General features: G+C 55.7%; 22 protein-coding genes. 8 read left to right on the top strand and 14 right to left on the bottom strand.

The genetic code is table 11. The annotated features are described in order from the left end of the window. Positions 1-141: 141 nt before the first annotated feature. Genes mazG through rlmD form a run of 3 tightly spaced genes read right to left on the bottom strand, consistent with a single transcriptional unit; the run spans position 142 to position 4,535 of the window. Positions 142-933 (bottom strand): nucleoside triphosphate pyrophosphohydrolase, encoded by a 792-nt coding sequence (gene mazG / locus SIK69_RS16130; protein ID WP_319786532.1) that lies wholly within the window; start codon positions 931-933, stop codon positions 142-144. Positions 934-950: 17 nt separating this feature from the next. Further along, entirely contained in the window at positions 951-3,185 is a 2,235-nt protein-coding gene (gene relA, locus SIK69_RS16125; protein ID WP_319629524.1) for a GTP diphosphokinase, read from the bottom strand. A 51-nt stretch (positions 3,186-3,236) separates the two neighbouring features. Next, positions 3,237-4,535 (bottom strand): 23S rRNA (uracil(1939)-C(5))-methyltransferase RlmD, encoded by a 1,299-nt coding sequence (rlmD, locus tag SIK69_RS16120; RefSeq protein WP_319786531.1) that lies wholly within the window; start codon positions 4,533-4,535, stop codon positions 3,237-3,239. A gap of 57 nt (positions 4,536-4,592) precedes the next feature. Here rlmD and barA point away from each other — a divergent pair, with 57 nt between their 5' ends. Next, positions 4,593-7,340 carry a two-component sensor histidine kinase BarA gene (gene barA, locus SIK69_RS16115; RefSeq protein ID WP_319786530.1) on the top strand — a complete coding sequence of 916 codons (2,748 nt, stop codon included), beginning with the start codon at positions 4,593-4,595 and terminating at the stop codon, positions 7,338-7,340. Between the two features lie 34 nt (positions 7,341-7,374). Here the strand turns inward: barA and SIK69_RS16110 are convergent, their stop codons facing one another. The 4 genes from SIK69_RS16110 to syd all read right to left on the bottom strand — a co-directional run bounded on the left by SIK69_RS16110 (position 7,375) and on the right by syd (position 10,134). Beyond that, positions 7,375-7,818, bottom strand: coding sequence for a flavodoxin (locus tag SIK69_RS16110; protein ID WP_319629527.1), 444 nt, complete (start codon positions 7,816-7,818; stop codon positions 7,375-7,377). A gap of 16 nt (positions 7,819-7,834) precedes the next feature. Next, positions 7,835-8,617, bottom strand: a complete 783-nt coding sequence (gene truC / locus SIK69_RS16105; protein ID WP_319786529.1) for a tRNA pseudouridine(65) synthase TruC — start codon at positions 8,615-8,617, stop codon at positions 7,835-7,837. Next, complete coding sequence (locus SIK69_RS16100; RefSeq protein ID WP_319629529.1) at positions 8,617-8,946, bottom strand: YqcC family protein; 330 nt, start codon at positions 8,944-8,946, stop codon at positions 8,617-8,619. The genes truC and SIK69_RS16100 overlap by 1 nt, the downstream gene beginning before the upstream one ends. Before the next feature lie 642 nt (positions 8,947-9,588). Then, positions 9,589-10,134, bottom strand: coding sequence for a SecY-interacting protein (gene syd, locus SIK69_RS16095; protein ID WP_319786528.1), 546 nt, complete (start codon positions 10,132-10,134; stop codon positions 9,589-9,591). A 68-nt stretch (positions 10,135-10,202) separates the two neighbouring features. On the opposite strand from syd, the gene queF reads away from it, so the two are divergent. The 5 genes from queF to xni all read left to right on the top strand — a co-directional run bounded on the left by queF (position 10,203) and on the right by xni (position 16,561). Beyond that, on the top strand, positions 10,203-11,048 hold the full coding sequence (queF, locus tag SIK69_RS16090) for an NADPH-dependent 7-cyano-7-deazaguanine reductase QueF (protein ID WP_319786527.1): 846 nt from the start codon (positions 10,203-10,205) through the stop codon (positions 11,046-11,048). A gap of 116 nt (positions 11,049-11,164) precedes the next feature. After that, the gene (gene ppnN / locus SIK69_RS16085; protein ID WP_319629532.1) at positions 11,165-12,529 is read left to right on the top strand and encodes a nucleotide 5'-monophosphate nucleosidase PpnN; all 1,365 of its coding nucleotides are present in this window, start codon (positions 11,165-11,167) and stop codon (positions 12,527-12,529) included. Positions 12,530-12,986: 457 nt separating this feature from the next. Next, on the top strand, positions 12,987-14,273 hold the full coding sequence (locus SIK69_RS16080; RefSeq protein ID WP_319786526.1) for an HAAAP family serine/threonine permease: 1,287 nt from the start codon (positions 12,987-12,989) through the stop codon (positions 14,271-14,273). A 51-nt stretch (positions 14,274-14,324) separates the two neighbouring features. Then, a complete protein-coding gene (locus tag SIK69_RS16075; RefSeq protein ID WP_319786525.1) occupies positions 14,325-15,692 on the top strand; it encodes an L-serine ammonia-lyase in 1,368 nt (455 codons plus the stop codon). A 113-nt stretch (positions 15,693-15,805) separates the two neighbouring features. Then, positions 15,806-16,561, top strand: coding sequence for a flap endonuclease Xni (xni, locus tag SIK69_RS16070; RefSeq protein WP_319786524.1), 756 nt, complete (start codon positions 15,806-15,808; stop codon positions 16,559-16,561). A 37-nt stretch (positions 16,562-16,598) separates the two neighbouring features. Here xni and rlmM read toward each other — a convergent pair whose 3' ends face one another. The 4 genes from rlmM to SIK69_RS16050 form a co-directional block, all read right to left on the bottom strand. Further along, positions 16,599-17,702: a 23S rRNA (cytidine(2498)-2'-O)-methyltransferase RlmM gene (gene rlmM, locus SIK69_RS16065; protein WP_319786523.1), complete on the bottom strand. Its 1,104-nt coding sequence runs from the start codon at positions 17,700-17,702 to the stop codon at positions 16,599-16,601. Beyond that, on the bottom strand, positions 17,695-18,090 hold the full coding sequence (locus SIK69_RS16060) for a DUF423 domain-containing protein (RefSeq protein ID WP_319629537.1): 396 nt from the start codon (positions 18,088-18,090) through the stop codon (positions 17,695-17,697). Before SIK69_RS16060 ends, rlmM begins: the two co-directional genes overlap by 8 nt. 19 nt (positions 18,091-18,109) lie before the next feature. Next, positions 18,110-19,027 carry a glycine cleavage system transcriptional regulator GcvA gene (gene gcvA, locus SIK69_RS16055; RefSeq protein WP_258986649.1) on the bottom strand — a complete coding sequence of 306 codons (918 nt, stop codon included), beginning with the start codon at positions 19,025-19,027 and terminating at the stop codon, positions 18,110-18,112. 353 nt (positions 19,028-19,380) lie between these two features. Further along, entirely contained in the window at positions 19,381-19,608 is a 228-nt protein-coding gene (locus SIK69_RS16050) for a YgdI/YgdR family lipoprotein (RefSeq protein ID WP_319629538.1), read from the bottom strand. A gap of 193 nt (positions 19,609-19,801) precedes the next feature. On the opposite strand from SIK69_RS16050, the gene csdA reads away from it, so the two are divergent. Together csdA and csdE are read left to right on the top strand one after the other, a co-directional pair. After that, positions 19,802-21,007: a cysteine desulfurase CsdA gene (csdA, locus tag SIK69_RS16045; protein WP_319786522.1), complete on the top strand. Its 1,206-nt coding sequence runs from the start codon at positions 19,802-19,804 to the stop codon at positions 21,005-21,007. Further along, a complete protein-coding gene (csdE, locus tag SIK69_RS16040; protein WP_319629540.1) occupies positions 21,008-21,451 on the top strand; it encodes a cysteine desulfurase sulfur acceptor subunit CsdE in 444 nt (147 codons plus the stop codon). Here csdE and tcdA read toward each other — a convergent pair. The 3 genes from tcdA to SIK69_RS16025 form a co-directional block, all read right to left on the bottom strand. Continuing rightward, positions 21,448-22,254, bottom strand: coding sequence for a tRNA cyclic N6-threonylcarbamoyladenosine(37) synthase TcdA (gene tcdA, locus SIK69_RS16035; protein ID WP_319629541.1), 807 nt, complete (start codon positions 22,252-22,254; stop codon positions 21,448-21,450). The two genes, csdE and tcdA, sit on opposite strands and share 4 nt — an antisense overlap. Positions 22,255-22,273: 19 nt before the next feature. Continuing rightward, the gene (gene mltA, locus SIK69_RS16030; protein ID WP_319786521.1) at positions 22,274-23,380 is read right to left on the bottom strand and encodes a murein transglycosylase A; all 1,107 of its coding nucleotides are present in this window, start codon (positions 23,378-23,380) and stop codon (positions 22,274-22,276) included. A 19-nt stretch (positions 23,381-23,399) separates the two neighbouring features. Next, positions 23,400-23,626, bottom strand: a 227-nt coding sequence (locus SIK69_RS16025; protein WP_319629543.1) for a hypothetical protein, incomplete at its 5' end; no start/stop codon positions are given.

Raw genomic sequence — 23,626 nt, 5'->3', positions numbered from 1 at the left:
CATTCATTCTCCGTCTCCATTCCAGGCTCAGACAAACATAAGGAGTGAGAAAATAGCCCCTTTTGGCTAAATGTTTTTGACGCAAATCAAGCGCTTGTCATTTTAAAAATCACACAAATAGCGCTTGATCGCAAAAAACTGTTAGAGATCAGATTCCTGCCGTTTTACCTCTTGCCACACGCCTTCCATGGTTTCGAGGTCAATCCCGGTCATTTCAAGGCCTCGCTCGGCAACGATACGCTCCACTTCGCGGAAACGGCGCTCGAATTTGAGGTTCGCTTTTTGCAAAGCGGACTCGGCTTTCACACCTAAATGACGCGATAAATTGACCGTCGCAAACAGCAGGTCACCCATCTCCTCTTCCAGCTTTTGCTCATCGACCACCGCCTGTTTGGCCTCGTGCATCACCTCGTCGATTTCTTCATAGACTTTGTCGAGCACCGGGCCCAGCGTGGTCCAGTCGAAACCGACCGCAGCAACGCGTTTCTGGATTTTATGGGAACGCATCAGCGCCGGGAAACTGTGCGGAATATCGTCCAGTGCAGAGTGCTGCGCCTTTTCAGCCCGTTCAGCGCTTTTGATTTGCTCCCAACGCGCCAGCACTTCAGTGCTGTTGCTGGCGCTGGCATCGCCGAAAATGTGCGGATGGCGGCGCTCGAGCTTGTCACTGATGGCGGCACAGATATCGTTGAAATCAAAGCGCCCTTCTTCATGGGCCATCTGCGCAAAGAACACCACCTGGAATAACAGGTCACCAAGTTCACCGCGCAGATCTTCAAAATCCTCGCGGTTAATGGCGTCGAGCACCTCATAGGTCTCTTCCAGGGTGTAGGGGGCGATGGTGGCGAAGGTCTGCTCTTTGTCCCACGGACAGCCGCGCTGCGGGTCACGCAGACGCTGCATAATGCCGAGCAGGCGGTCGATTTGAGTCATGGTTTTTCCTTGCAAAATTAACCGCCGTGCAGACGTCGGGCGTCTATCACATCCGGCACCTGATTCAGCTTACCGAGCACCCGGCCCAGCACCTGCAGGTTGTAGATTTCTATGGTCATGTCGATGGTCGCGAGCTGCTGTTTGGTGTCACTGCGGCTCGCCACGCCCAGCACGTTGACCTTCTCGTTGGCGAGGATGGTAGTGATATCGCGCAGTAATCCGCTGCGATCGTTGGCCTGCACGCGAACCACCAGCGAGTAACCCGCCGAGTAGCTTTCGCCCCAGACGGCATCGACGATGCGCTCCGGGGCATGCGATTGCAGTTCCACCAGTTGATCGCAGTCAGCCCGGTGGACGGAAATTCCGCGCCCTTGGGTGATAAAGCCGACGATCTCATCCCCCGGAATCGGCTGGCAGCAACGCGCAATGTGGTGCATCAGATTACCCACGCCTTCCACCACCACGCGCCCGTCGTCTTTCTTGCGATTCTGCTGCGGGTTATAGGTTTTCTGCTGCAGCTGCTTCAGCGCGGCGGCATCCTGCTCGGCAGCGCTCGGCTTATTGAACTGTGCTTGCAGGAAGTTCACCATCTGGTTGAGACGAATATCGCCCCCGCCAATCGCCGCCAGCAGTTCGTCGAGTTCGTTAAAGTTGTAGCGCGGCAGCAGGTGTTTTTCCGCTTCCTTCAGGCTGATGCCGAGATGCGCCAGCTCGTCGTCGAGGATCTGACGCCCGGCAAGAATGTTTTTATCGCGATCCTGTTTGCGGAACCAGGCGTGAATTTTCGAGCGTCCACGGCTGGTGGTGACGTAGCCGAGATTCGGATTCAGCCAGTCGCGGCTTGGGTTCGGCTGCTTTTGAGTGATGATTTCAATCTGATCGCCCATCTGCAACTGGTAGGTAAACGGCACGATACGTCCACCGATTTTCGCCCCGATGCAGCGATGCCCCACGTCGCTGTGGATATGGTAGGCAAAGTCGAGCGGCGTGGAGCCCGCCGGTAAATCCACCACGTCGCCTTTCGGGGTAAACACGTACACCCGATCGTCGAATACCTGGCTGCGAACTTCGTCGAGCATTTCGCCCGAATCCGCCATCTCTTCCTGCCACGCAATCAGTTTACGCAGCCAGGCGATGCGGTCTTCATGGCCGCGCGCGCCGCTGGACGCCGCGCCCTCTTTGTATTTCCAGTGCGCCGCCACGCCAAGCTCTGACTCTTCGTGCATCTGGCGGGTACGAATCTGAATCTCTACCGTTTTACCGCCGGGGCCGAGCACCACGGTGTGAATCGACTGATAGCCGTTCGGTTTCGGGTTGGCAACGTAATCGTCGAACTCGTCCGGCAAATGGCGGAAATGGGTGTGGACTATGCCGAGTGCGGCATAGCAGTCCTGCAAACGCTCGGCGACGATGCGCACCGCACGCACGTCAAACAGTTCATCAAACGCCAGATGCTTCTTCTGCATTTTGCGCCAGATGCTGTAGATGTGTTTTGGTCGGCCATACACTTCCGCCTTCACGCCCTCTTCTTTGATAGAGGCGCGCAGGGTGCCGACGAACTCGTCGATGTAGTGTTCACGGTCGATACGGCGTTCGTGCAGCAGTTTGGCTATGCGCTTGTATTCCGCCGGATGCAGGTAGCGGAAGCAGTAATCTTCCAGCTCCCATTTCAGCTGACCGATGCCGAGACGATTGGCCAGCGGGGCGTAGATGTTGGTACATTCCTTCGCCGCCAGCACGCGTTCATCTTCTGGCGCATCCTTCACTTCTCGCAGATGGGCAATCCGCTCCGCCAGCTTGATGACCACGCAGCGGAAATCGTCGACCATCGCCAGCAACATGCGGCGAACGTTATCGACCTGTTCGGATGAGACGGAATCATTATGGGTGGCTTTCAGCTGGCGAATGGCGGCCATGTCGCGCACGCCGTGGATAAGCGTGACGATAGATTTACCGGCGCTTTCTTCCAGCGTTTCTTCACTCACCACCTCACCCACGACCAGCGGGAATAACAGCGCCGCCCGCAATGAATCAATATCCATATTCAGCATGGAGAGAATTTCAACCATCTCAACGCCGCGCCACAGCAGCAGCTCCGCATCAGGATGACCGAGGGTTTGTTCCCGACAATAGGTCCACGTTTCGGCTAAGCGCTCACATGACTGCTGGCTGGAAATTCCCAGGCTTGCTATCCATTTAAGCGGATCAAACTCCCCAGCGATATTAAGATGTGCACTGCGTACCGCGACCATTATCCTCTCCTTTAGAGAACGGGCCTGTCGGATTCGACAAGCCTTGATTCATTATTTGTGCTCAAACAGCACCATCGACTCCAGGTGCCCAGTGTGCGGGAACATGTCCAGCATTGCCAGACGCTGAATTTGATAGCCCACCGCCAAAAGCACCTCACTATCACGCGCCAACGTCGCAGGATTACAGGATACATACACTACCCGCGAGGGGGCTAATTTTACGATATGCTGCATCACGCCCGGTGCGCCCGCGCGCGCAGGATCGAGTAAAATTTTGTCAAAACCATTTTTGGCCCAAGCCTGACGGGTGACATCCTCTTCGAGATTTTCGTGGAAGAAAGTCACGTTGTGCAGCCCGTTTTGCGCCGCATTCTGCTGGCCCTTTTCGACCAACGCCGGGACGCCTTCTACTCCCACTACGCTGGCGGCACGTTTCGCCAGCGGCAGCGTGAAGTTACCCATGCCGCAGAACAGGTCCAGGACGCGGTCTTCTGGCTGCACGTCGAGCCATGCCAGCGCCGTCTCGACCATCCGCTGATTCACCCCGTCGTTGACCTGGATAAAATCCCTTGGGCTGAACGTTAAGCGTAGCCCGTCAGAATTGTACCAGGGTAATGCACCGCTAACCTGTTCAACGCTATCACTTTGTGGTGCCAGCCACAGTGCAAGCTGGTGTAAATGCGAAAACTGTTCCAGTTTTGCCTTATCTTCCGCAGATAACGGCGCGGTATGGCGCAGCACCATCAGCGGACCGTTATCCGCCAGCACCAGCTCTACATGGCCAAGATGGCGTACACCGGTTAGCGCCGTCAGGCAGTCACGCATCGCAGGCAGCAATGCCTCAAGAGTGGGCACCAGCACGGGGCATTGCGTCACGTCGACGATATCGTTCGATCCTGCCTTGCGAAAACCCATCTGCAATTGTTGATTTTTTGGCTGATAATTCAAGCTCAGACGCGCCCGACGGCGATAGCCCCACGGCGAAGCAGAGAGAACGTCTTCAACTTCATGTTTCATCAGACGCGCCAGCGCCGCCTGTTTACTGCGCTGCTGAAGCGCCACGCTGGCATGTTGCTGCTGGCAGCCGCCGCAGACGCCAAAATGCGGACATCGCGGTTGCTCACGCTCCGGACTGTCGTTAAGTCGACGTTTTACCTGGGCTCGCGCATACTGTTTTTTATCTTCGGTGATGCGAACTTCGGCACGTTCATCTGGCAACAACCCGTTGATAAACAGTGTTTTCCCGTTATGGCGCGCCACGCCCTGGCCGAAGGGGTCAAGGTCGCTCACCGTCACGGTTATGATCTCGCGCGTCGTCACGCGGCGTTTTGCAGAGTAGAATTGCGCCATTCAGAGATTTTTCTCAAACGTAGTGTGTTAACCCTGATTCTCCCATAACGGACCTCCATGACCAACTACAGCCTGCGCGCGCGCATGATGATTCTGATCCTGGCCCCGACCGTCCTTATCGGTCTGCTGCTCAGCATCTTCTTTGTCGTTCACCGCTATCATGACCTGCAGCGTCAGCTGGAAGACGCCGGGGCCAGCATCATTGAGCCGCTCGCGGTCTCCAGTGAATATGGCATGAACTTGCAAAACCGTGAGTCAATCGGACAGCTGATCAGCGTCCTGCATCGCCGCCATTCTGACATTGTGCGGGCGATTTCGGTTTACGACGAACACAACCGGCTGTTTGTCACCTCGAATTATCATCTCGACCCCAGCGAATTAAAGCTGCCAAACGGCTCGCCGTTGCCGCGCAGGTTAAGCGTCCATCGCAGCGGGGATGTGATGATCCTGCGCACACCGATTGTCTCGGAAACCTATTCACCGGATGAATCTCCCACCTCGGATGCCAAAACGCCGGTTAATATGCTCGGCTATGTGGCGCTGGAGCTTGATTTACGTTCGGTGCGCCTGCAGCAGTATAAAGAGATTTTTATTTCCAGCGTGATGATGCTGTTCTGTATCGGCATTGCGCTGATCTTCGGTTGGCGGCTGATGCGCGACGTCACCGGACCGATTCGAAATATGGTGAATACCGTTGACCGCATCCGTCGCGGCCAGCTCGACAGCCGGGTTGAAGGGTTTATGCTTGGCGAACTCGATATGCTGAAAAACGGCATCAACTCGATGGCCATGTCGCTGGCGGCCTACCACGAAGAGATGCAGCATAACGTTGACCAGGCCACCTCTGACCTGCGCGAAACCCTGGAGCAGATGGAAATCCAGAACGTTGAGCTGGATCTGGCGAAGAAGCGCGCCCAGGAAGCGGCGCGTATCAAATCTGAATTCCTTGCCAATATGTCGCACGAACTGCGTACCCCGCTCAACGGGGTGATTGGCTTCACGCGCCTGACGCTGAAAACCGATCTTAATCCAACCCAGCGCGACCACCTCAGCACCATCGAACGCTCGGCAAACAATCTGCTGGCGATCATCAACGACGTGCTGGACTTCTCCAAACTGGAAGCGGGTAAGCTGGTGCTGGAAAGTATTCCGTTCCCGCTACGTAATTCGCTGGATGAAGTAGTCACGCTTCTGGCCCACTCCGCCCATGACAAGGGACTGGAGCTGACCCTGAACTTTAAGAACGATGTGCCGGACAACGTTATCGGTGATCCGCTGCGTCTTCAGCAGGTGATCACCAACCTGGTCGGCAACGCGATTAAATTTACCGAAAATGGCAATATTGACGTGCTGGTGGAGAAGCGCGCCCTGAGCAACAACAAAGTGCAGATTGAAGTGCAAATCCGTGACACCGGGATTGGCATTCCCGAGCGCGATCAGTCGCGGCTGTTCCAGGCGTTCCGTCAGGCGGATGCGAGTATTTCGCGACGTCACGGTGGCACCGGGCTTGGCCTTGTGATCACTCAGAAACTGGTCAAAGAGATGGGCGGGGATATTTCGTTCCACAGCCAGCCTAATCGCGGCTCCACATTCTGGTTCCACATCAGCCTGGATCTCAATCCTAACGTGGTGTCCGAAAGCCTGGCCACCACCTGCCTGGCAGGCAAGCGTCTGGCCTACGTTGAAGCGAATGCCGCCGCCGCGCAGTGCACTCTGGACCTGCTGGCAACCACGCCGCTGGAGGTGGTCTACAGCCCGACCTTCTCGGCGCTGCCTGACGATCATTACGACATTCTGCTGGTCGCCGTGCCGGTGTCGATGCGCGATTTAAGCATCCACGCAGATAAACTCGAACGCGCCCGTGCAATGACCGATTTCCTTCTGCTGGCTTTGCCATGCCACGTGCAGGTCAACGCCGAGGAGCTTAAGCAAAACGGGGCCGCCGCCTGTCTGCTTAAACCGCTGACCTCAACGCGCTTACTGCCTGCCTTAACGGAATACTGCCGTATCAATCAAACGCCCGTCACGCTAAACGTCGACGATTCACGACTGAATATGACGGTGATGGCGGTAGACGATAACCCGGCGAACCTGAAGCTTATCGGGGCCCTGCTGGAAGATCAGGTGCAAAACGTTGAACTGTGCGACAGCGGCCAGGAAGCGATTAACCGCGCGAAGCAGATGCAGTTCGACCTGATCCTGATGGATATTCAGATGCCGGATATGGATGGGATCCGCGCCTGCGAATTGATTCACCAACTGCCACACCAGCAGCAAACCCCGGTGATTGCGGTGACCGCGCACGCGATGGCCGGTCAGAAAGAGAAGTTGCTCAGCGCCGGGATGAACGACTATCTGGCGAAGCCGATTGAAGAGAGCAAGCTGCGGAATCTGCTGCTGCGCTACAAGCCGGGTCTGAACCTACCCCAGGCAGAGGTAACCGAGCCGCATCCGCCGATCAACCTCAATACCACTCTCGACTGGCAGCTGGCGCTACGTCAGGCGGCCAACAAGCAAAATCTGGCCCGCGACATGCTGCAAATGCTGGTGGAATTTTTGCCAGAAATCCGCAATAAGGTCGAGGAACAGCTGGTGGGCGAGCAGCCAGAAGAGTTAGTCAACGCCATCCACAAACTGCATGGAAGCTGTGGCTACAGCGGCGTCCCACGTCTGAAAAATCTGTGCCATTTGATTGAAGGCCAGCTGCGCAACGGGATCTCGCCCGATGAGCTGGAACCGGAGTTACTGGAACTGCTGGACGAGATGGACAACGTGGCCCGCGAAGCGCGGAAGATTTTAGGATAACGAGCCCTTCGGCTGAAGGGCTGTCGAATGCTAATCAGCTGAGCAGTGTGGCCCAGTGTTCAACCCACGGGTTAGACACTGTTTCCGGTTCAGGATCTTCGCTGGCATCAATCATCAGCATGTCGCCGATGCGCTGCGCGCCTTGCTCCTGTAATAGCGCATCGAAGCGCTTACCGCCGCCGCAGAAGTGCGAGTAGGTGCTGTCGCCCAGCGCGATAATGCCGTAACGCAGATGCGGCTGGTACATATCCTGAATCCCCTGAAACAGCGGTACAATGCTGTCCGGCAGGTCGCCCTGCCCGGTGGTTGAGGTCACCACCAGCGCATATTTGCCCTGATAAGACGCCCAGTCGTCAACTTCAGGATCTTCAAAAACTTCTGCTTTGTGACCGTGGGCCGCGAGTATGGTCTGCGCTTCTTCCGCCACCAGCAGCGCGTTTCCGTACATGGTGCCGACAAAAATGCCAACTTCCGCCATTACTTATCTCCCTGAATCATTCAGTTATGTCGTCATCCTGACCGTTGTCCGGCGTAAACTCAACCCTTTCAACATCGGGGAGAAGTCCACGCCAGCCAAAATGTGACATTGCCTGCATCCAGACGTCATCAAGGCTGGCGCGAATAATCAGCGGCTCGCCGGTAAACGGATGAGTCAGGTGCAGCTCACTTGCGTGCAGCATTAGCCGGTCGCAGCCGAAGTGCTCTGCCGCGCTGCGATTCTGGCGCAGATCGCCGTGTTTGCTGTCGCCGAGGATCGGATGGCGAAGATGGCTCATGTGGCGGCGCAGCTGATGCTTGCGCCCGGTTTTCGGTTCAAGCTCAACCAGCCCGTAACGGGTGGTCGGGTAGCGCCCGGTCGCCACCGGCATTTCAACCGTTGCCAGCCCGCGATAGTGGGTTACGGCTGGTTGGGCTTCTTTATCGTCGCGTGAAAACTTATCGGCGATTTTGTCCAGCTCTTCCACCAGCGGATAGTCAAGCACGTCATCGTCCATCAGCCAGCCACGCACAATAGCGTGGTAGCGTTTTTGGATCTGATGCTGCTCAAACTGCTGGGAAAGAAGGCGGCCCGCTTCACTCGACAAGCCCATCAGCAGCACGCCGGATGTCGGCCTGTCGAGACGGTGGACGGTAAAAACGTGCTGGCCAATCTGGTCACGCACGGTCTGCATCACCACCACTTTCTCATCGCGATCCAGCCAGCTACGGTGTACCAGCCAGCCGGAAGGTTTATTGACGGCAACCAGCCATGGGTCCTGATAGAGGATCTCCAGCATCAGGCGTCATCGCCGGCAAACAGCGCGTCGAGCTGCTCAAGTTCCGGCATGATAATCACGCGGAACGGATGGCTGGCGTCGAGGGCCATTTCATAATACGGCGCGACGGCAAAGTTCTGCGGTAGCGGCTGCTGGGCGTCAATAAGCTGATGCATCCGCGGCAGCAGCACCCACTGCAGCCACTCCAGCGGCTCCATCGTGTCCATAAAGAAAGGTTGCGTACTCTCGAAAACGTGGGCCTCGGGAGCGTTATCCTGCCAGTGCTGATGTTCGCGCAGCTGCGCTTCAATGGCGTGCAGGCGCTGACGCACGCGGTCGTGATGGGTCATGGAAACCTCGGAAGAAACGTCGAAATGAAAATCTGCGGCGCAGGATACCATCGGTGGCGAGGGAAATAAAAAAAGGGAGCACTGTTTTCACAGTGCTCCCGGTTCGTTTCGCAGCAGTCCAGCTACTTTTGGTGCTCCCTGCTCATCCTTGACAACTTTTCCTGTGGTCTCCTGACCTGTTCATCCATAAACCGTTGCATCCTGCTCGCACCACCCCGATGCGATTTGACTCATCCGTAAGTTGTCCTGATCTTCCTGATCCACCGGGCATCCTGACCGGCTCTCTTTCTCCATCCTGGAGGTGTCCTTCTACGCGTCCTGCGTAATCCTTTTGCTTCGATCCTGAAGCCTGTCCTTGCAGCACCGTCCTGGTGTATCCTGCTGAAACGTCATCATCCTAATGTTCGTTTCGTTGTCAGACTCCCTGTCGACATGTATAGAATCCTCTATTACGGGCTCTCTTACAAGCCTCTTTTAGGTATTCCTCAGAGACCGTTTTCATATGAAAGTGGCCCACCTTCGTTATAACCTATTGATTAAAATAGAATCGCGTTAAAGCGGAGCGGCAATGTCTCGCTTACGTGCATGCGATCTCTCACACGCTATGTAAGAGATCTCTCACAAGAAGGCCAGGCATATGGATTACACGAGAGGCTCTGCATGCGTGAGGAAACTCGCAACAGAAGCAGAAAGCGTGGTGCGATTACGGGTGCCGAGGGTCTCAAGGACCACTTCGCCCGTCAGATTGCAGACGGAAACCACATCCAGTTCGCTATCGAGCGTGCCGATAAATAACGTCGGTGATAGCTTCAGGCGTTTTTGCGTAACCAGGTGACCAATCAGATTTTCCTGCACTCGCTGAAAATCATCCGCACTCCAGACCTGCAACAACGTCAATTCACGCTCGCCAAAGGTGGCGGACATATCACCGGCAAACTGGCTGGTATAATAAGTTTGAAGCGGGTGTTGTACCACAATGTCCATCGCCCTTTCAACCGCTTGCAGGGTTGGCTCAAGGGTGAACGGCTGAGGCAGCCAAAATACCGCGTCATCATCCGATGCCGTCACACAGGGTGAAGCAATCCCGTGCAACTCTTCGCTGCGCGGCGCGGTGCCGTGGCGTTGCTGCCAGGCATCGCAATAGCGTTGGGTAAACGCTTGTAAGGCTGTCGCGGTCTGCTGATCCACTGCTTTCTCTCTCCAGGTCAACCAGGATAAACTCAGCCGATAGTCTACCTGCTTTATGACGGTGAAACATGTCTTCTTATGAAAACCACCAGGCACTTACGGGCCTGACGCTCGGCAAATCAACAGATTACCGGGATATTTACGACGCCAGCCTATTACAGCCGGTGCCACGCAGCCTGAACCGCGATCCGCTCGGCCTGCACGCCGATAATCTGCCCTTCCACGGGGGCGATATCTGGACGCTGTATGAGCTTTCCTGGCTGAACGCCAAAGGGCTGCCGCAGGTCGCGGTCGGCCACGTTGAGCTGAGCGATACCAGCGTGAATCTGGTGGAATCGAAAAGTTTTAAGCTGTATCTCAACAGTTTCAACCAGACGCGCTTCGCCAGTTGGGAAGAGGTACGTGCCACGCTGGAGCGCGATCTGCGCCACTGTGCGCAGGGTGAGGTCAGCGTCGCGCTGTATCGTCTTGATGAAATGGAAGGTCAGCCAATTGCCCATTTGCACGGGACCTGCATCGACGAGCAGGATATTGAAATCGACAGCTACGAATTTAGCGCCGATCACCTCCAGGACGCGGCCAGCGGCAAAGTCGTGGAAGAGACGCTGGTCAGCCATGTGCTGAAATCCAACTGCCTGATAACCCATCAGCCAGACTGGGGGTCGGTACAGATTCAATATCGTGGGGCGAAAATCGACCGCGAAAAACTGCTCCGCTACCTGGTCTCGTTCCGCCATCACAACGAATTCCATGAGCAGTGCGTAGAACGTATCTTCACTGATATCCAGCGTTTCTGCAAACCCGAAAGCCTGAGTGTCTACGCGCGTTACACACGTCGCGGCGGGCTGGATATCAACCCGTGGCGCAGCAATACCGACTTTGTTCCTGCCATTGGTCGCCTGGTTCGCCAGTGACATAAACGATTGCAAAATATAACGCGGCTTCGGTCGCGCTTTTTCTTGTTAAAATCTGACCGGCGAGGCTATTGTAATCAATAGGGAAGACGATTTTCGTCCCGTAAGGAGTTCACTTGATTACACATGTTAGCCCGCTTGGCTCAATGGATATGCTGTCGCAGCTTGAAGTCGATATGCTGAAAAGCAACGCCAGCAGCGATTTGTACCAGTTGTTCCGTAACTGTTCACTGGCAGTGCTCAATTCAGGCAGTCTGACCGACAACAGCAAGGAACTGCTGTCCCGCTTTGAAAGTTTTGATATCAACGTGCTGCGCCGCGAACGCGGTGTGAAGCTGGAACTGATTAACCCGCCGGAAGATGCCTTCGTTGACGGGCGCATCATCCGCTCCCTGCAGGCCAACCTGTTTGCCGTCTTGCGCGATATTCTGTTTGTTTACGGTCAAATTCATAACACCGTTCGTTTCCCGAATCTCGATCTGGAAAGCTCAACCCACATCACCAACCTGGTGTTCTCCATTCTGCGTAACGCACGTGCGCTGCACGTCGGTGAAGCCCCGAGCATGGTGGTTTGTTGGGGCGGTCACTCTATTAATGAAAACGAGTATCTGTATGCCCGCCGCGTGGGAACGCAGCTCGGTCTGCGTGAACTGAACATCTGCACCGGCTGTGGACCGGGCGCGATGGAAGCGCCAATGAAAGGGGCCGCCGTCGGCCAGGCACAGCAGCGCTATAAAGAAGGTCGTTTTATCGGCATGACCGAACCGTCGATCATCGCTGCCGAACCGCCAAACCCGCTGGTGAATGAACTCATTATCATGCCGGATATCGAAAAGCGTCTGGAAGCGTTCGTGCGTATCGCCCATGGGATTATCATTTTCCCGGGCGGCGTGGGCACTGCGGAGGAACTGCTGTACCTGCTGGGGATCCTGATGAATCCTGCCAACAAAAACCAGGTGCTGCCGCTGATCCTGACCGGACCGAAAGAGAGCGAAGACTACTTCCGCGTGCTGGACGATTTCATCGTGCATACGCTGGGTGAAGCCGCGCGTCGTCACTACCGCATCATTATCGACGATGCCGCCGAGGTGGCGCGTCAGATGAAGAAAGCGATGCCGCTGGTGAAAGAGAACCGTCGCGATACCGGCGATGCCTACAGCTTTAACTGGTCAATGCGCATCACGCCGGACCTGCAACAACCGTTCGAACCGACGCATGAAAATATGGCTAACCTGAAGCTGTATCCGGATCAGCCGGTGGAAGTGCTGGCCGCCGACCTGCGCCGTGCCTTCTCAGGCATTGTGGCGGGTAACGTGAAAGAAGTGGGCATTCGCGCCATTGAAGAGCACGGGCCGTACAAAATCCACGGTGATGGCGAAATGATGCGCCGGATGGATAAACTGCTACAGAGTTTCGTCGCACAGCACCGTATGAAACTGCCGGGCTCTGCCTACATTCCTTGCTACGAAATCTGTTCCTGACCCAAGAGTTGACCCAAGGGCGGCGCTGAAGCCGCCCTTTTCTTTTGCCTCGCACCAAACGATTGCCCCCGCGCCCAAAGCGTAAAATATTCACTCAAATTATGTTAAAGCGTGTTAAACGCCTATTTTTGTCATCTTTTTCAGCAATAGATACGTTTTAGCCGCGGCGTTCTTTCCTCCTCTACGCTGCCGATGGTAGCCTTCGCGCGCATAAATCCCCAATTAGATTAAAAAAGCAGTCTGATGGTCTAAAAACCCTCATTCATTAAGTGTTTTATTGCATTTGGGATCGCGATCACTGATACATTGATTACTTAAATGTATCTTTCCGGCCGAAAACAATAACGGGCAAAAATCATAAGAAAATCCCGTTTTACACTAAATTATTTTACCGTCAGTCACTTATTCATTCGAATTGACTAAAAAACTGACAAATTGCTTCCTCCAGGAGATACAGATGGAAACCATTCAAACCAGCACCATTGCCTCGGCAGAAAGTCGTAGCGGATGGCGTAAGACGGATACGATGTGGATGCTGGGCCTTTATGGCACGGCGATCGGTGCGGGCGTGCTGTTCCTGCCGATCAACGCCGGTGTGGGCGGGATGATCCCGCTGATTATCATGGCAATCCTCGCGTTCCCAATGACTTACTTCGCCCACCGTGGCCTGACTCGCTTCGTACTGTCAGGTAAAAATCCGGGCGAAGACATCACTGAAGTAGTTGAAGAACACTTTGGTATTGGCGCAGGTAAACTGATTACCCTGCTCTACTTCTTCGCTATCTACCCAATCCTGCTGGTGTATAGCGTGGCTATCACCAACACCGTTGAAAGCTTCATGACTCACCAGTTGCACATGACGCCGCCGCCACGCGCCATTCTGTCGCTGATCCTTATCGTTGGAATGATGACCATCGTGCGCTTCGGCGAGCAGATGATCGTTAAAGCGATGAGCATCCTGGTGTTCCCGTTTGTCATCGCGCTGATGCTGCTGGCCTGCTACCTGATCCCACAGTGGAACGGTGCTGCGCTGGAGACCCTGTCCCTGAGCACCGCGCCAACCGGTAAAGGCCTGTGGATGACCTTGTGGCTGGCGATCCCAGTGATGGTGTTCTCCTTTAACCACTCGCCGATCATCTCTTCCTTTGCGGTAGCAAAACGTGAAGAGTACGGCGCAGACGCTGAGAAGAAGTGCTCCAAAATTCTGGCCTTCGCTCACATCATGATGGTGCTGACCGTGATGTTCTTCGTGTTCAGCTGCGTGCTGAGCCTGTCTCCGGCTGACCTGGCTTCCGCGAAAGAGCAGAACATTTCGATTCTGTCTTACCTGGCGAACCACTTTAACGCGCCGCTGATTGCCTGGATGGCCCCGATTATCGCCATCATCGCTATCACCAAGTCCTTCCTCGGCCACTACCTGGGCGCACGTGAAGGCTTTAACGGGATGGTGATTAAGTCTCTGCGTAGCCGTGGTAAAACCATTGAAGTAAACCGTCTGAACAAGATGACTGCGGTGTTCATGCTGGTCACTACCTGGATTGTGGCGACCCTGAACCCAAGCATCCTTGGCATGATTGAGACCCTGGGTGGTCCGATTATCGCGATGATCCTGTTCCTGATGCCGATGTATGCGATTCAGAAAGTGCCTGCAATGCGCAAATACAGCGGCCACATCAGCAACGTATTTGTGGTCATCATGGGCCTCATCGCCATCTCCGCGATTTTCTACTCCCTGTTCGGTTAATCCCCCGCGCCGCCTCAGGGCGGCGCTCTTCTTTATAGCAATGGACGCATCATGATCAGCGTATTCGATATTTTCAAAATCGGCATTGGTCCTTCCAGCTCTCACACCGTAGGCCCAATGAAAGCGGGCAAGCAATTCACGGATGACCTGATTGCGCGCGGCATTCTCACTGACATCACCCGCGTGGTGGTCGACGTTTACGGTTCACTCTCCCTGACAGGAAAGGGCCACCATACTGATATCGCCATTATTATGGGCCTGGCGGGTAATCTGCCGGACACCGTGGATATTGATGCGATTCCGGGCTTTATTCAGGATGTGAACACCCATGGCCGCCTGCTGCTGGCGAACGGCGAACATGAAGTTGAGTTCCCGGTAGACCAGTGCATGAACTTCCATGCGGACAATCTTTCCCTGCATGAGAACGGGATGCGCATCACTGCGCTGGCGGGTGACAACGCCGTTTACAGCCAAACCTATTACTCCATCGGCGGAGGCTTTATCGTCGATGAGGATCACTTCGGCCAGAGCAACAGCGCGCCGGTAGAGGTTCCGTATCCGTACAAAAACGCCGCGGACCTGCAGCGTCACTGCCAGGAAAGTGGTCTGTCACTTTCCGGTCTGATGATGCAAAACGAGCTGGCCCTGCACAGCAAAGAAGAGCTGGAACAGCACTTTGCTGCGGTGTGGGACGTCATGCGTGGCGGTATCGAACGAGGTATCACCACCGAAGGCGTGCTGCCGGGCAGACTGCGTGTTCCGCGCCGGGCGGCGGCCCTGCGCCGGATGCTGGTCAGCCAGGACAAAACCACCAGCGATCCGATGGCCGTAGTCGACTGGATTAATATGTTTGCCCTGGCGGTAAACGAAGAGAACGCCGCCGGTGGGCGCGTGGTCACTGCGCCAACCAACGGTGCCTGTGGCATTGTCCCGGCGGTGCTGGCGTACTACGACAAATTCATCCGTGAAGTGAACGCTAACTCACTGGCGCGTTACCTGCTGGTGACCAGTGCGATTGGTTCGCTGTACAAGATGAACGCCTCTATCTCCGGAGCGGAAGTGGGCTGTCAGGGTGAAGTCGGCGTGGCGTGCTCGATGGCGGCCGCAGGTCTGGCAGAACTGCTGGGCGGCAGCCCGACGCAGGTCTGTATCGCGGCGGAAATCGGCATGGAGCATAACCTCGGCTTAACCTGCGACCCGGTCGCGGGACAGGTTCAGGTCCCCTGCATTGAGCGTAACGCGATTGCAGCCGTCAAAACGGTTAACGCCGCACGTATGGCACTGCGTCGGACCAGCGATCCGCGCGTCTGCCTCGATAAAGTCATCGAAACCATGTACGAAACAGGCAAAGACATGAACGCCAAATACCGCGAAACCTCTCGCGGCGGTCTGGCGATGAAAATTGTAACCTGCGACTAAGCTCGCACCAGACGCCTCGTTTTGCGAGGCGTCTTCCTGATTTCTCCCCGCTGCATAGCCTGATAATCCTCACAATGTTACCCTACCCGCATTGCTATCAAGGAGGGTAAACCGTGGCCGTTCATCTGCTTATTGTTGATGCGCTGAATCTGATCCGCCGCATTCATGCGGTTCAGGGTTCGCCCTGCGCTGATACCTGCCTGCATGCGTTGCAGCAGCTCATTGTGCACAGCCAACCGACCCACGCCGTCGCCGTGTTTGATGATGAAGCCCGCAATCAGGGCTGGCGACACCAGCGCCTTCCGGACTACAAAGCCGGACGCTCGCCGATGCCGGAAGAGTTACATGCGGAGATGGATAACATTCGCCGCGTCTTCGAGCAGCACGGCGTACGCTGCTGGGGCTCCGCCGGAAACGAAGCCGACGATCTGGCAGCCACGCTGGCGGTGAAAATTGCCGGAGCCGGGCATCAGGCCACCATCGTGTCGACGGATAAAGGCTACTGCCAGCTACTGTCGCCGACCATTCGCATCCGCGATTACTTCCAGAAACGCTGGCTCGACGCGCCGTTTATCGCCCAGGAATTCGGCGTCACGCCGCAGCAGTTGCCTCACTATTGGGGCCTGGCGGGGATTAGCAGCTCAAAAGTGCCCGGTGTCGCGGGGATTGGCCCGAAAAGTGCCACCGAACTGTTGGCGCAGTTTCCGACTCTGGAAACGATATACCAGCATCTGGACGAGGTGCCGGAGAAATGGCGTAAAAAGCTGAGTGAACATCGGGAGATGGCGTTTATCTGCCGTGAAGTGGCCACGTTACAAACGGATTTACAGCTGGACGGGAATTTACAGCAGTTGCGGTTGGTGAAGTAAGGCTTCCTTGCCCCATTGGGGCAAGGAAAGAAGAGAACTATTTCCGCTCGTCGCGACGACCACCCACGGCGGCCCACAGGCGACGCACATGTACGGTCACCTCTTCGCGATCGTGATACAGCTGACGCGCCTGAATGTGGGCATTGATCCCATGTTCATCCAGCTGCGCCTGAATGTAGGCCAGGTTCTGTGACACTTCCTCGTAGCGCTTTTTCATTGGCAGCTTGAGGTTGAAAATGGTTTCACGACACCAGCCGTTAACCAACCACTGCGCCATCAGCGCCGCCACTTTTGCGGGCTTCTCAACCATATCGCACACCATCCACGAGATGTTGCTGCGAGTTGGACGATAGCGGAAACCATCTTCACGCAGCCAGGTCACCTGGCCGGTATCCATCAGGCTCGGCGCCATCGGGCCGTTATCGACCGACGACACCCACATGTTGCGTTGAACCAGCTGATAGGTCCAGCCCCCCGGGCAAGCGCCTAAATCCACCGCATACATACCATTCGCCAGACGCTCATCCCATTCATCAGCAGGAATGAAGACGTGGAACGCTTCTTCCAGCTTGAGCGTAGAGCGGCTCGGCGCATCCGACGGAAACTTGAGACGCGGAATGCCCATGTAGAACGGCGAGTTATTAGTGGTCAGCGAGTAGCCGACATAACAGCAGCCCGGCGCAATAAAGAACACGTGCACCACCGGACGCTTGGTCGTTTCATAGGGTGCCAGTACCTTCGCCTCGCGCAGCGCGGCGCGCAGCGGTACGGTGAATTTACGACAGAACTTCATCAGCTCTTTGCTTTCGTTGGTATCGGCGACTTCAACCCGCAGATCGCCGCCCTTCTCAACCACACCCTGCAACATGCCCACCACCGGCGTGATACGGTCTTCCGGCGGAAGGTCGGTCAACAGCTCGCAGGCCACAAACATCTGGCGGGCAAAAATCAGCGAGGCAAACGGCAGCTCACGAATGATTTTTTCGGCTTCATCCGGCTGATAGCACTCGAAAATAACATAGCCTGAGTTTTCTTTGACTCGGGCAAAACCGTATACGCCAAGGCGAGACGCCTTGTCAGAGATCTCTGCTGCGCACTCTTTTTCAAAACCCTGACGGCTGTAGAGGACAACCTTATTCATGCGCGACACCTTTACGCTTTAAACGAATAGCACCAATCAGCATCAGCACCCAACCAGCCAGGAAGCTTACGCCTCCCACCGGGGTAACAAATGCCCACAGGCGTAAATGCGACAGCGCCAGACAATAAAGGCTGCCGCTGAATAATACGGTCCCCAGCGCCATAAACACGCTGCTCCAGTAGAACCAGATACTGATCCGGCGCTGCATAGCGACCGCCAGACCAAAAATCGCCAGCGTATGGAACGCCTGATACTCAAGACCGGTCTGGATCCAGCCCATCTCAACTACGCCGAGCGATTTACTTAATACGTGTGCGCCAAACGCACCCAAGGCAACAAAAACAAAGCCACTGATAGCGGCAAAAATCAGCATGAAGCGACTGGTCATGTCATTACCCTACATTCATTTATTGTTCGTAACGGAAGCGAAATTTTTCTTGCTCGCTTGCCGCTTTCGCCAGGATCCACTGCCGGAAGGCGGCTATTTTACCCAGTTCCGCCTGGCTGTCATGGCAAACGAGGTAAAACGCATTCTTGCTGACCAGAACATCATTAAACGGGCAGACCAAACGGCCGGCCTCAATTTCGGACTGTGCCATTACATTGTTGGCCAGTGCGACACCCTGTCCGTGGATAGCCGCCTGCAGCACCATGGCGCTGTGGCTGAAAATCGGTCCCTGTTGGACGTTGATATGGTTTAACCCCAACTGACGCGTGTACGTTTGCCAGTCACGGCGGGATGCATCATGCAACAGTGTATGTTGCGCCAGATCCGCAGGCGTTTTCAACGCCTTCTCACCGGTGAGCAACAACGGGGAACATACGGGCAACAGATATTCGGCGTACAGTTTTTCTACACGCAGCCCCGGCCAGTTACCGCGACCATAGAAAATCGCCACGTCAACATCGTCCGCCAGCTTGTCTTCCTGACGGTCAACCGCCTGGATCCTGACGTCGATTCCCGGATAAGCTGAGTTAAAGCTTGTAAGGCGAGGCACCAGCCATTGAATGGCAAAACTCGGCAACATGCTGACCGTCAGAGCCCCTTTGGCGCTGCGGGCCTGCAGTTTACGCGTTGCTTCGGTTAATTGCGAAAAGATCTCTTTGATGTCCTGAAAATAGCTCTGTCCTTCTTCGGTCAACAATAGCGAACGATTGCGGCGACGGAAGAGCTTCAGGCCCAGGAAATCCTCGAGTGACTTGATTTGATGGCTTACAGCGGCCTGGGTGACAAAGAGTTCATCGGCGGCGCGAGTGAAGCTGAGATGGCGGGCGGCGGCATCAAATACACGTAATGCATTCAGAGGTGGTAAACGCTTCGACATGATTGTTTTGGCTTAGATGTTAACGTGTTTTAACAATTAGATTACATCATGTAACCTATTAGTTTTTTTTATCTGAGCCATTATAATTTGTCCGTTGAGCTTCTACCAGCAAATACCTATAGTGGCGGCACTTCCTGAGCCGGAACGAGAAGCTTTTTTCGGAATGCGTGTTCTGATGGGCTTTTGGCTTACGGTTGTGATGTTGTGTTGTTGTGTTTGCAATTGGTCTGGAGTTCAGACCTCGGTAGCGAGACTACCCCCTTTTCACTTCCTGTACATTTACCCTGTCTGTCCATAGTGATTAATGTAGCACCGCCTAATTGCGGTGCTTTTTTTTACGTAAAATTCAGTCGTTAGTTTTTCATTTCGACCATTTCTTTCACGTCACTACGGTTGATTTGCTGTTTGTTACCGTTGGCGTCTTTGTATGAAATCATCCCGGTATCGTTATCGGTCTGCGGTTTACCATCGGAGACAATGGTGCGTCCATCAGTGGTGTGCATCACGTAGTTGTTACCAGAACATGCGCTCAGGGCGAAAGTCAGCATACAGGCAGAGATAATTGCGGCAGTCTTTTTCATGTTTTTCTCCTTGTAGCATTTCATGCCATTAATTGGCGTTTCATATACCAGGTCACAGCTGTAACCTAACCTTATTCAGCATAACGCACTACTCCCGCTTTGCCACAATTACCGGAAAATTCTGAAGGTTATACCTGTCCTTGCCCTGTTGCGCATTTTGCGCGACGATCGTTGTACAGGTATGAGGAAATCCATGAACGCATTCAACCCGGCGCAGTTTCGCGCCCAGTTTCCGGCGCTGAGCGATGCCGGGGTGTATCTCGACAGCGCCGCCACCGCCCTAAAACCGCAGGCGGTGATCGACGCTACACAGCAGTTCTATAGCCTGAGCGCGGGCAATGTGCACCGCAGTCAGTTCGCCGCCGCCCAGAAGCTGACCGCACGCTACGAAGCCGCCCGCGAGCTTGTGGCTGAGCTGATTCACGCCCCTGAAGGCAAAAATATTGTCTGGACCCGGGGCACCACCGAAGCAATTAATATGGTGGCGCAATGCTATGCGCGCCCGCGCTTACAGCGTGGGGATGAGATTATCGTCAGCGAGGCTGAGCACCATGCCAATCTCGTTCCGTGGCTGATGGTGGCGGAGCAGACCGGCGCTCGCGTCGTCAAACTGCCGATGGGTGCCGACTATTTGCCCGATATCTCGCAGCTTCCCTCATTGATTAATGCCAGCAGCCGCATTCTGGCACTGGGGCAGATGTCTAACGTTACCGGCGGCTGCCCGGATCTCGCTCGCGCCATCCAACTCGCCCATGCCGCCAATATGGTGGTAATGGTCGATGGCGCACAGGGCGTGGTGCACTTCCCGGCTGACGTTCAGGCGCTGGATATCGACTTTTACGCCTTTTCCGGCCACAAGCTGTATGGCCCGACCGGCATCGGGGTGCTGTACGGTAAGCAGGAGCTGTTAAATGACATGTCGCCGTGGCTCGGCGGCGGCAAGATGATCACCAACGTCAGCTTCGACGGCTTTAAAACGCAGCCGGTTCCCTATCGCCTGGAAGCAGGTACGCCGAACGTTGCCGGGGTGATTGGCCTGAGCGCCGTGCTCGAATGGTTGAGCGACACGGATATCGTGCAGGCGGAAACCTGGAGCCGTGGGCTGGCGACGCTTGCCGAAGAAGAACTTTCGCGCCGACCGGGCTTTCGCTCGTTCCGCTGCCAGGACTCCAGCCTGCTGGCCTTCGATTTCGCCGGGGTGCATCACAGTGACATGGTGACGCTACTGGCGGAATACGGCATCGCACTGCGCGCCGGACAGCACTGCGCTCAGCCTCTGCTGGCGGCGATGGGCGTCAGCGGGACATTGCGCGCCTCCTTTGCGCCGTATAATACTCAGGATGATGTTCGGGCGCTGGTGAGCGCCGTTGACCGCGCCCTTGAATTACTGGTGGATTAAATGACAAGCCCTGCTCTCGCCGGACACCCGTTCGGCACCACCGTGACGCCCGAAACGTTGCGACAGATTTTTGGCCCGCTGACTCAGTGGGAAGATAAATATCGCCAGCTCATTCTGCTGGGGAAACAGCTGCCTGCGCTGCCGGAGGAATGGAAAGCCGAAGCGGAGGAAATCGCAGGTTGCGAAAACCGCGTCTGGCTTGGATACACGCCTCTGGCGCAGGGCTCGCTACACTTCTATGGCGACAGCGAGGGGCGGATCGTGCGGGGATTATTAGCCGTGCTACTGACCGCGATTGAAGGCAAAAGCGCGGACCAGCTGCTCGCCAGCGATCCGCTCAATGTCTTTGATGAACTTGGCCTGCGGGCCCAGTTGAGCGCGTCCCGTAATCAGGGACTGAACGCGCTACGCGACGCGGTACTTCACGCCGCGCGCAGGGCTTAAGCCTGACGCTCGGCTTTCGCCAGCATCTTCTTCAGCGCATGGGACACCGCGACAAAGCCAAACGTCGCGGTCACCATCGTTGCGGCACCAAAGCCGGACGCACAATCCATTCGCTTCGGCCCTTCCGCGGTGCTTTTCATCGCACACACTGATCCGTCAGACTGCGGGTAAACCAGCGCCTCAGTAGAAAACACACAGTCCACGCCAAGCTTACCTTTGCCGTTCTTCACTACGCCAAAATCACTTTTTAAGCGTTCGCGCAGTTTCGCCGCCAGCGGATCCTGAATAGTTTTCGCCAGATCGGCGACCTGGATCTGCGTCGGATCGATTTGCCCGCCTGCGCCACCGGTGGTCACCAGCGGCACTTTGTAGCGACGGCAGTACGAGATAAGCGCCGCTTTTGGTCGCACGCTGTCGATGGCATCAATGACATAGCTGAACCCACCGCCCATGTACTCTGCCACGTTGTCCGGGGTGACAAAATCATCCACCACCGTGACGCGGCATTCCGGATTGATCTGGCGGAGTCGCTCGGCCATCACCTCAGCTTTCGCCAACCCGACGTTACCGCCGAGCGCATGGATTTGCCGATTGGTATTGGTGACGCACACGTCGTCCATATCAATCAGCGTGATAGCGCCAATCCCGGTACGGGCCAGCGCTTCCGCCGCCCACGAGCCTACGCCGCCAATGCCGACCACACAGACGTGCGCCCCGGCAAAGACCTGCAGCGCTTTTTCACCATATAAACGTGCCGTGCCACCAAAACGCTGGCGGTACGCATCGCTAAGAACGACTGACATAAAACCTCAAACTGCTCTGTTAACCGCTAAAGACATTGCCGCCGTTACCGGCCCCGGGTGCGCCACGCAGGACCCAAACGCGACCGTAATGATTGTACCAGCCCGCACGGTGGCCGGCATCCGGGCCGATGCCCTGATAGATGTCGAAGTGCTGGCCTTTAATTGCCCCACCCACATCGAGCGCAACCATCAGACGCAGCTCGTAGTGACCGTTAAACTTACCGTTGTTATCCAGCTGCGGCACTTCCGCCAACAGGGTGGTGCCCGGCGGGATAATGCTGCGATCGGACGCGACGGACGCGCGGCCAATCAGCGGCACCGCACTCGCCCCTTTCACCGGCGCGAAGGACTGCGGTTTAAAGAAGACAAACGATGGGTTCGCTTCCAGCAGGGAGCGCACCTCGGCTTCGCTGTGGGTTTCCCCCCAATGGCGAATGGCCTGCATCGACATATCTTCTTTCTTTACTTCACCGCGATCGATAAGCACCTTGCCGATGCTGCGGTACGGCCAGCCGTTTTTCCCGGCGTAGCTAAAGAAGTTAAGCGGGGAGCCATCACCATAATCAATGTATCCGCTGCCCTGCACGTCCATGATGAAGTTATCCATCAGGGAATTGCTGTAGGCCAGAATATAGTTGTCGCTCAGCGCCCCGGCATAGATATCGGCGCGTGACGGCAGTTTGCCGCGTTTCGGCGGCATGCGGTAAATCGGATACTGGAACTCGCCCTGACGCGTGTGGCGGGCTGATATTACCGGCGTGTAGTAACCGGTGAACTGCACGTTGCCGTAGTTGTCTGCGCCCTGCATCTGCCACGCATCCAGCCCGTACTGTTTCAGGGTGCGGGTATCGCCCCCGGACTGCAGCCATTGTTGCACCGCAGAGAAGACATTGCTCTGGCTGCCATACAGGCGTGGCGAAGCGTTACGGATTTCATTGACCTGCTGGGCAAAGTCACCGCCGTTGATCGGCGCGCCAACCGCTTCCGGCTGGTTCACCAGCGAGAATGGCTGGTTAAAAGTGCCGTCTTTATATTGCTGACCGCGATCGGTCGGTTTGGAGGAACAGGCAGCGAGCATCGTCATTAATGTGCCTGTCACCAGAATTTTGGCCCAACGTCCTTTCATGGTATCTCGTCTTCTTTCATCAGCTGAATGCGGGGTGAAGATAACAAACCGCCAGGGGTATTGAAATGTGATAACGTGCCACACGCCCCATTCCGGACAAAAAATAATCTATGCGATTCGTTTTTAGCCACTCTTTGATATTAATGCAAAAAAGGGTTGCATCAAATCGCGACCAGCGTATAGTGCGCTTCCACGGACGCGGGATGGAGCAGCCTGGTAGCTCGTCGGGCTCATAACCCGAAGGTC

It is taken from the genome of Scandinavium lactucae (assembly GCF_033843265.1).
GTDB classification, from domain to species: domain Bacteria; phylum Pseudomonadota; class Gammaproteobacteria; order Enterobacterales; family Enterobacteriaceae; genus Scandinavium; species Scandinavium lactucae.
The sequence above is the reverse complement of the archived record's forward strand: the minus strand, read 5'-3'. Positions and strand labels throughout refer to the sequence as shown.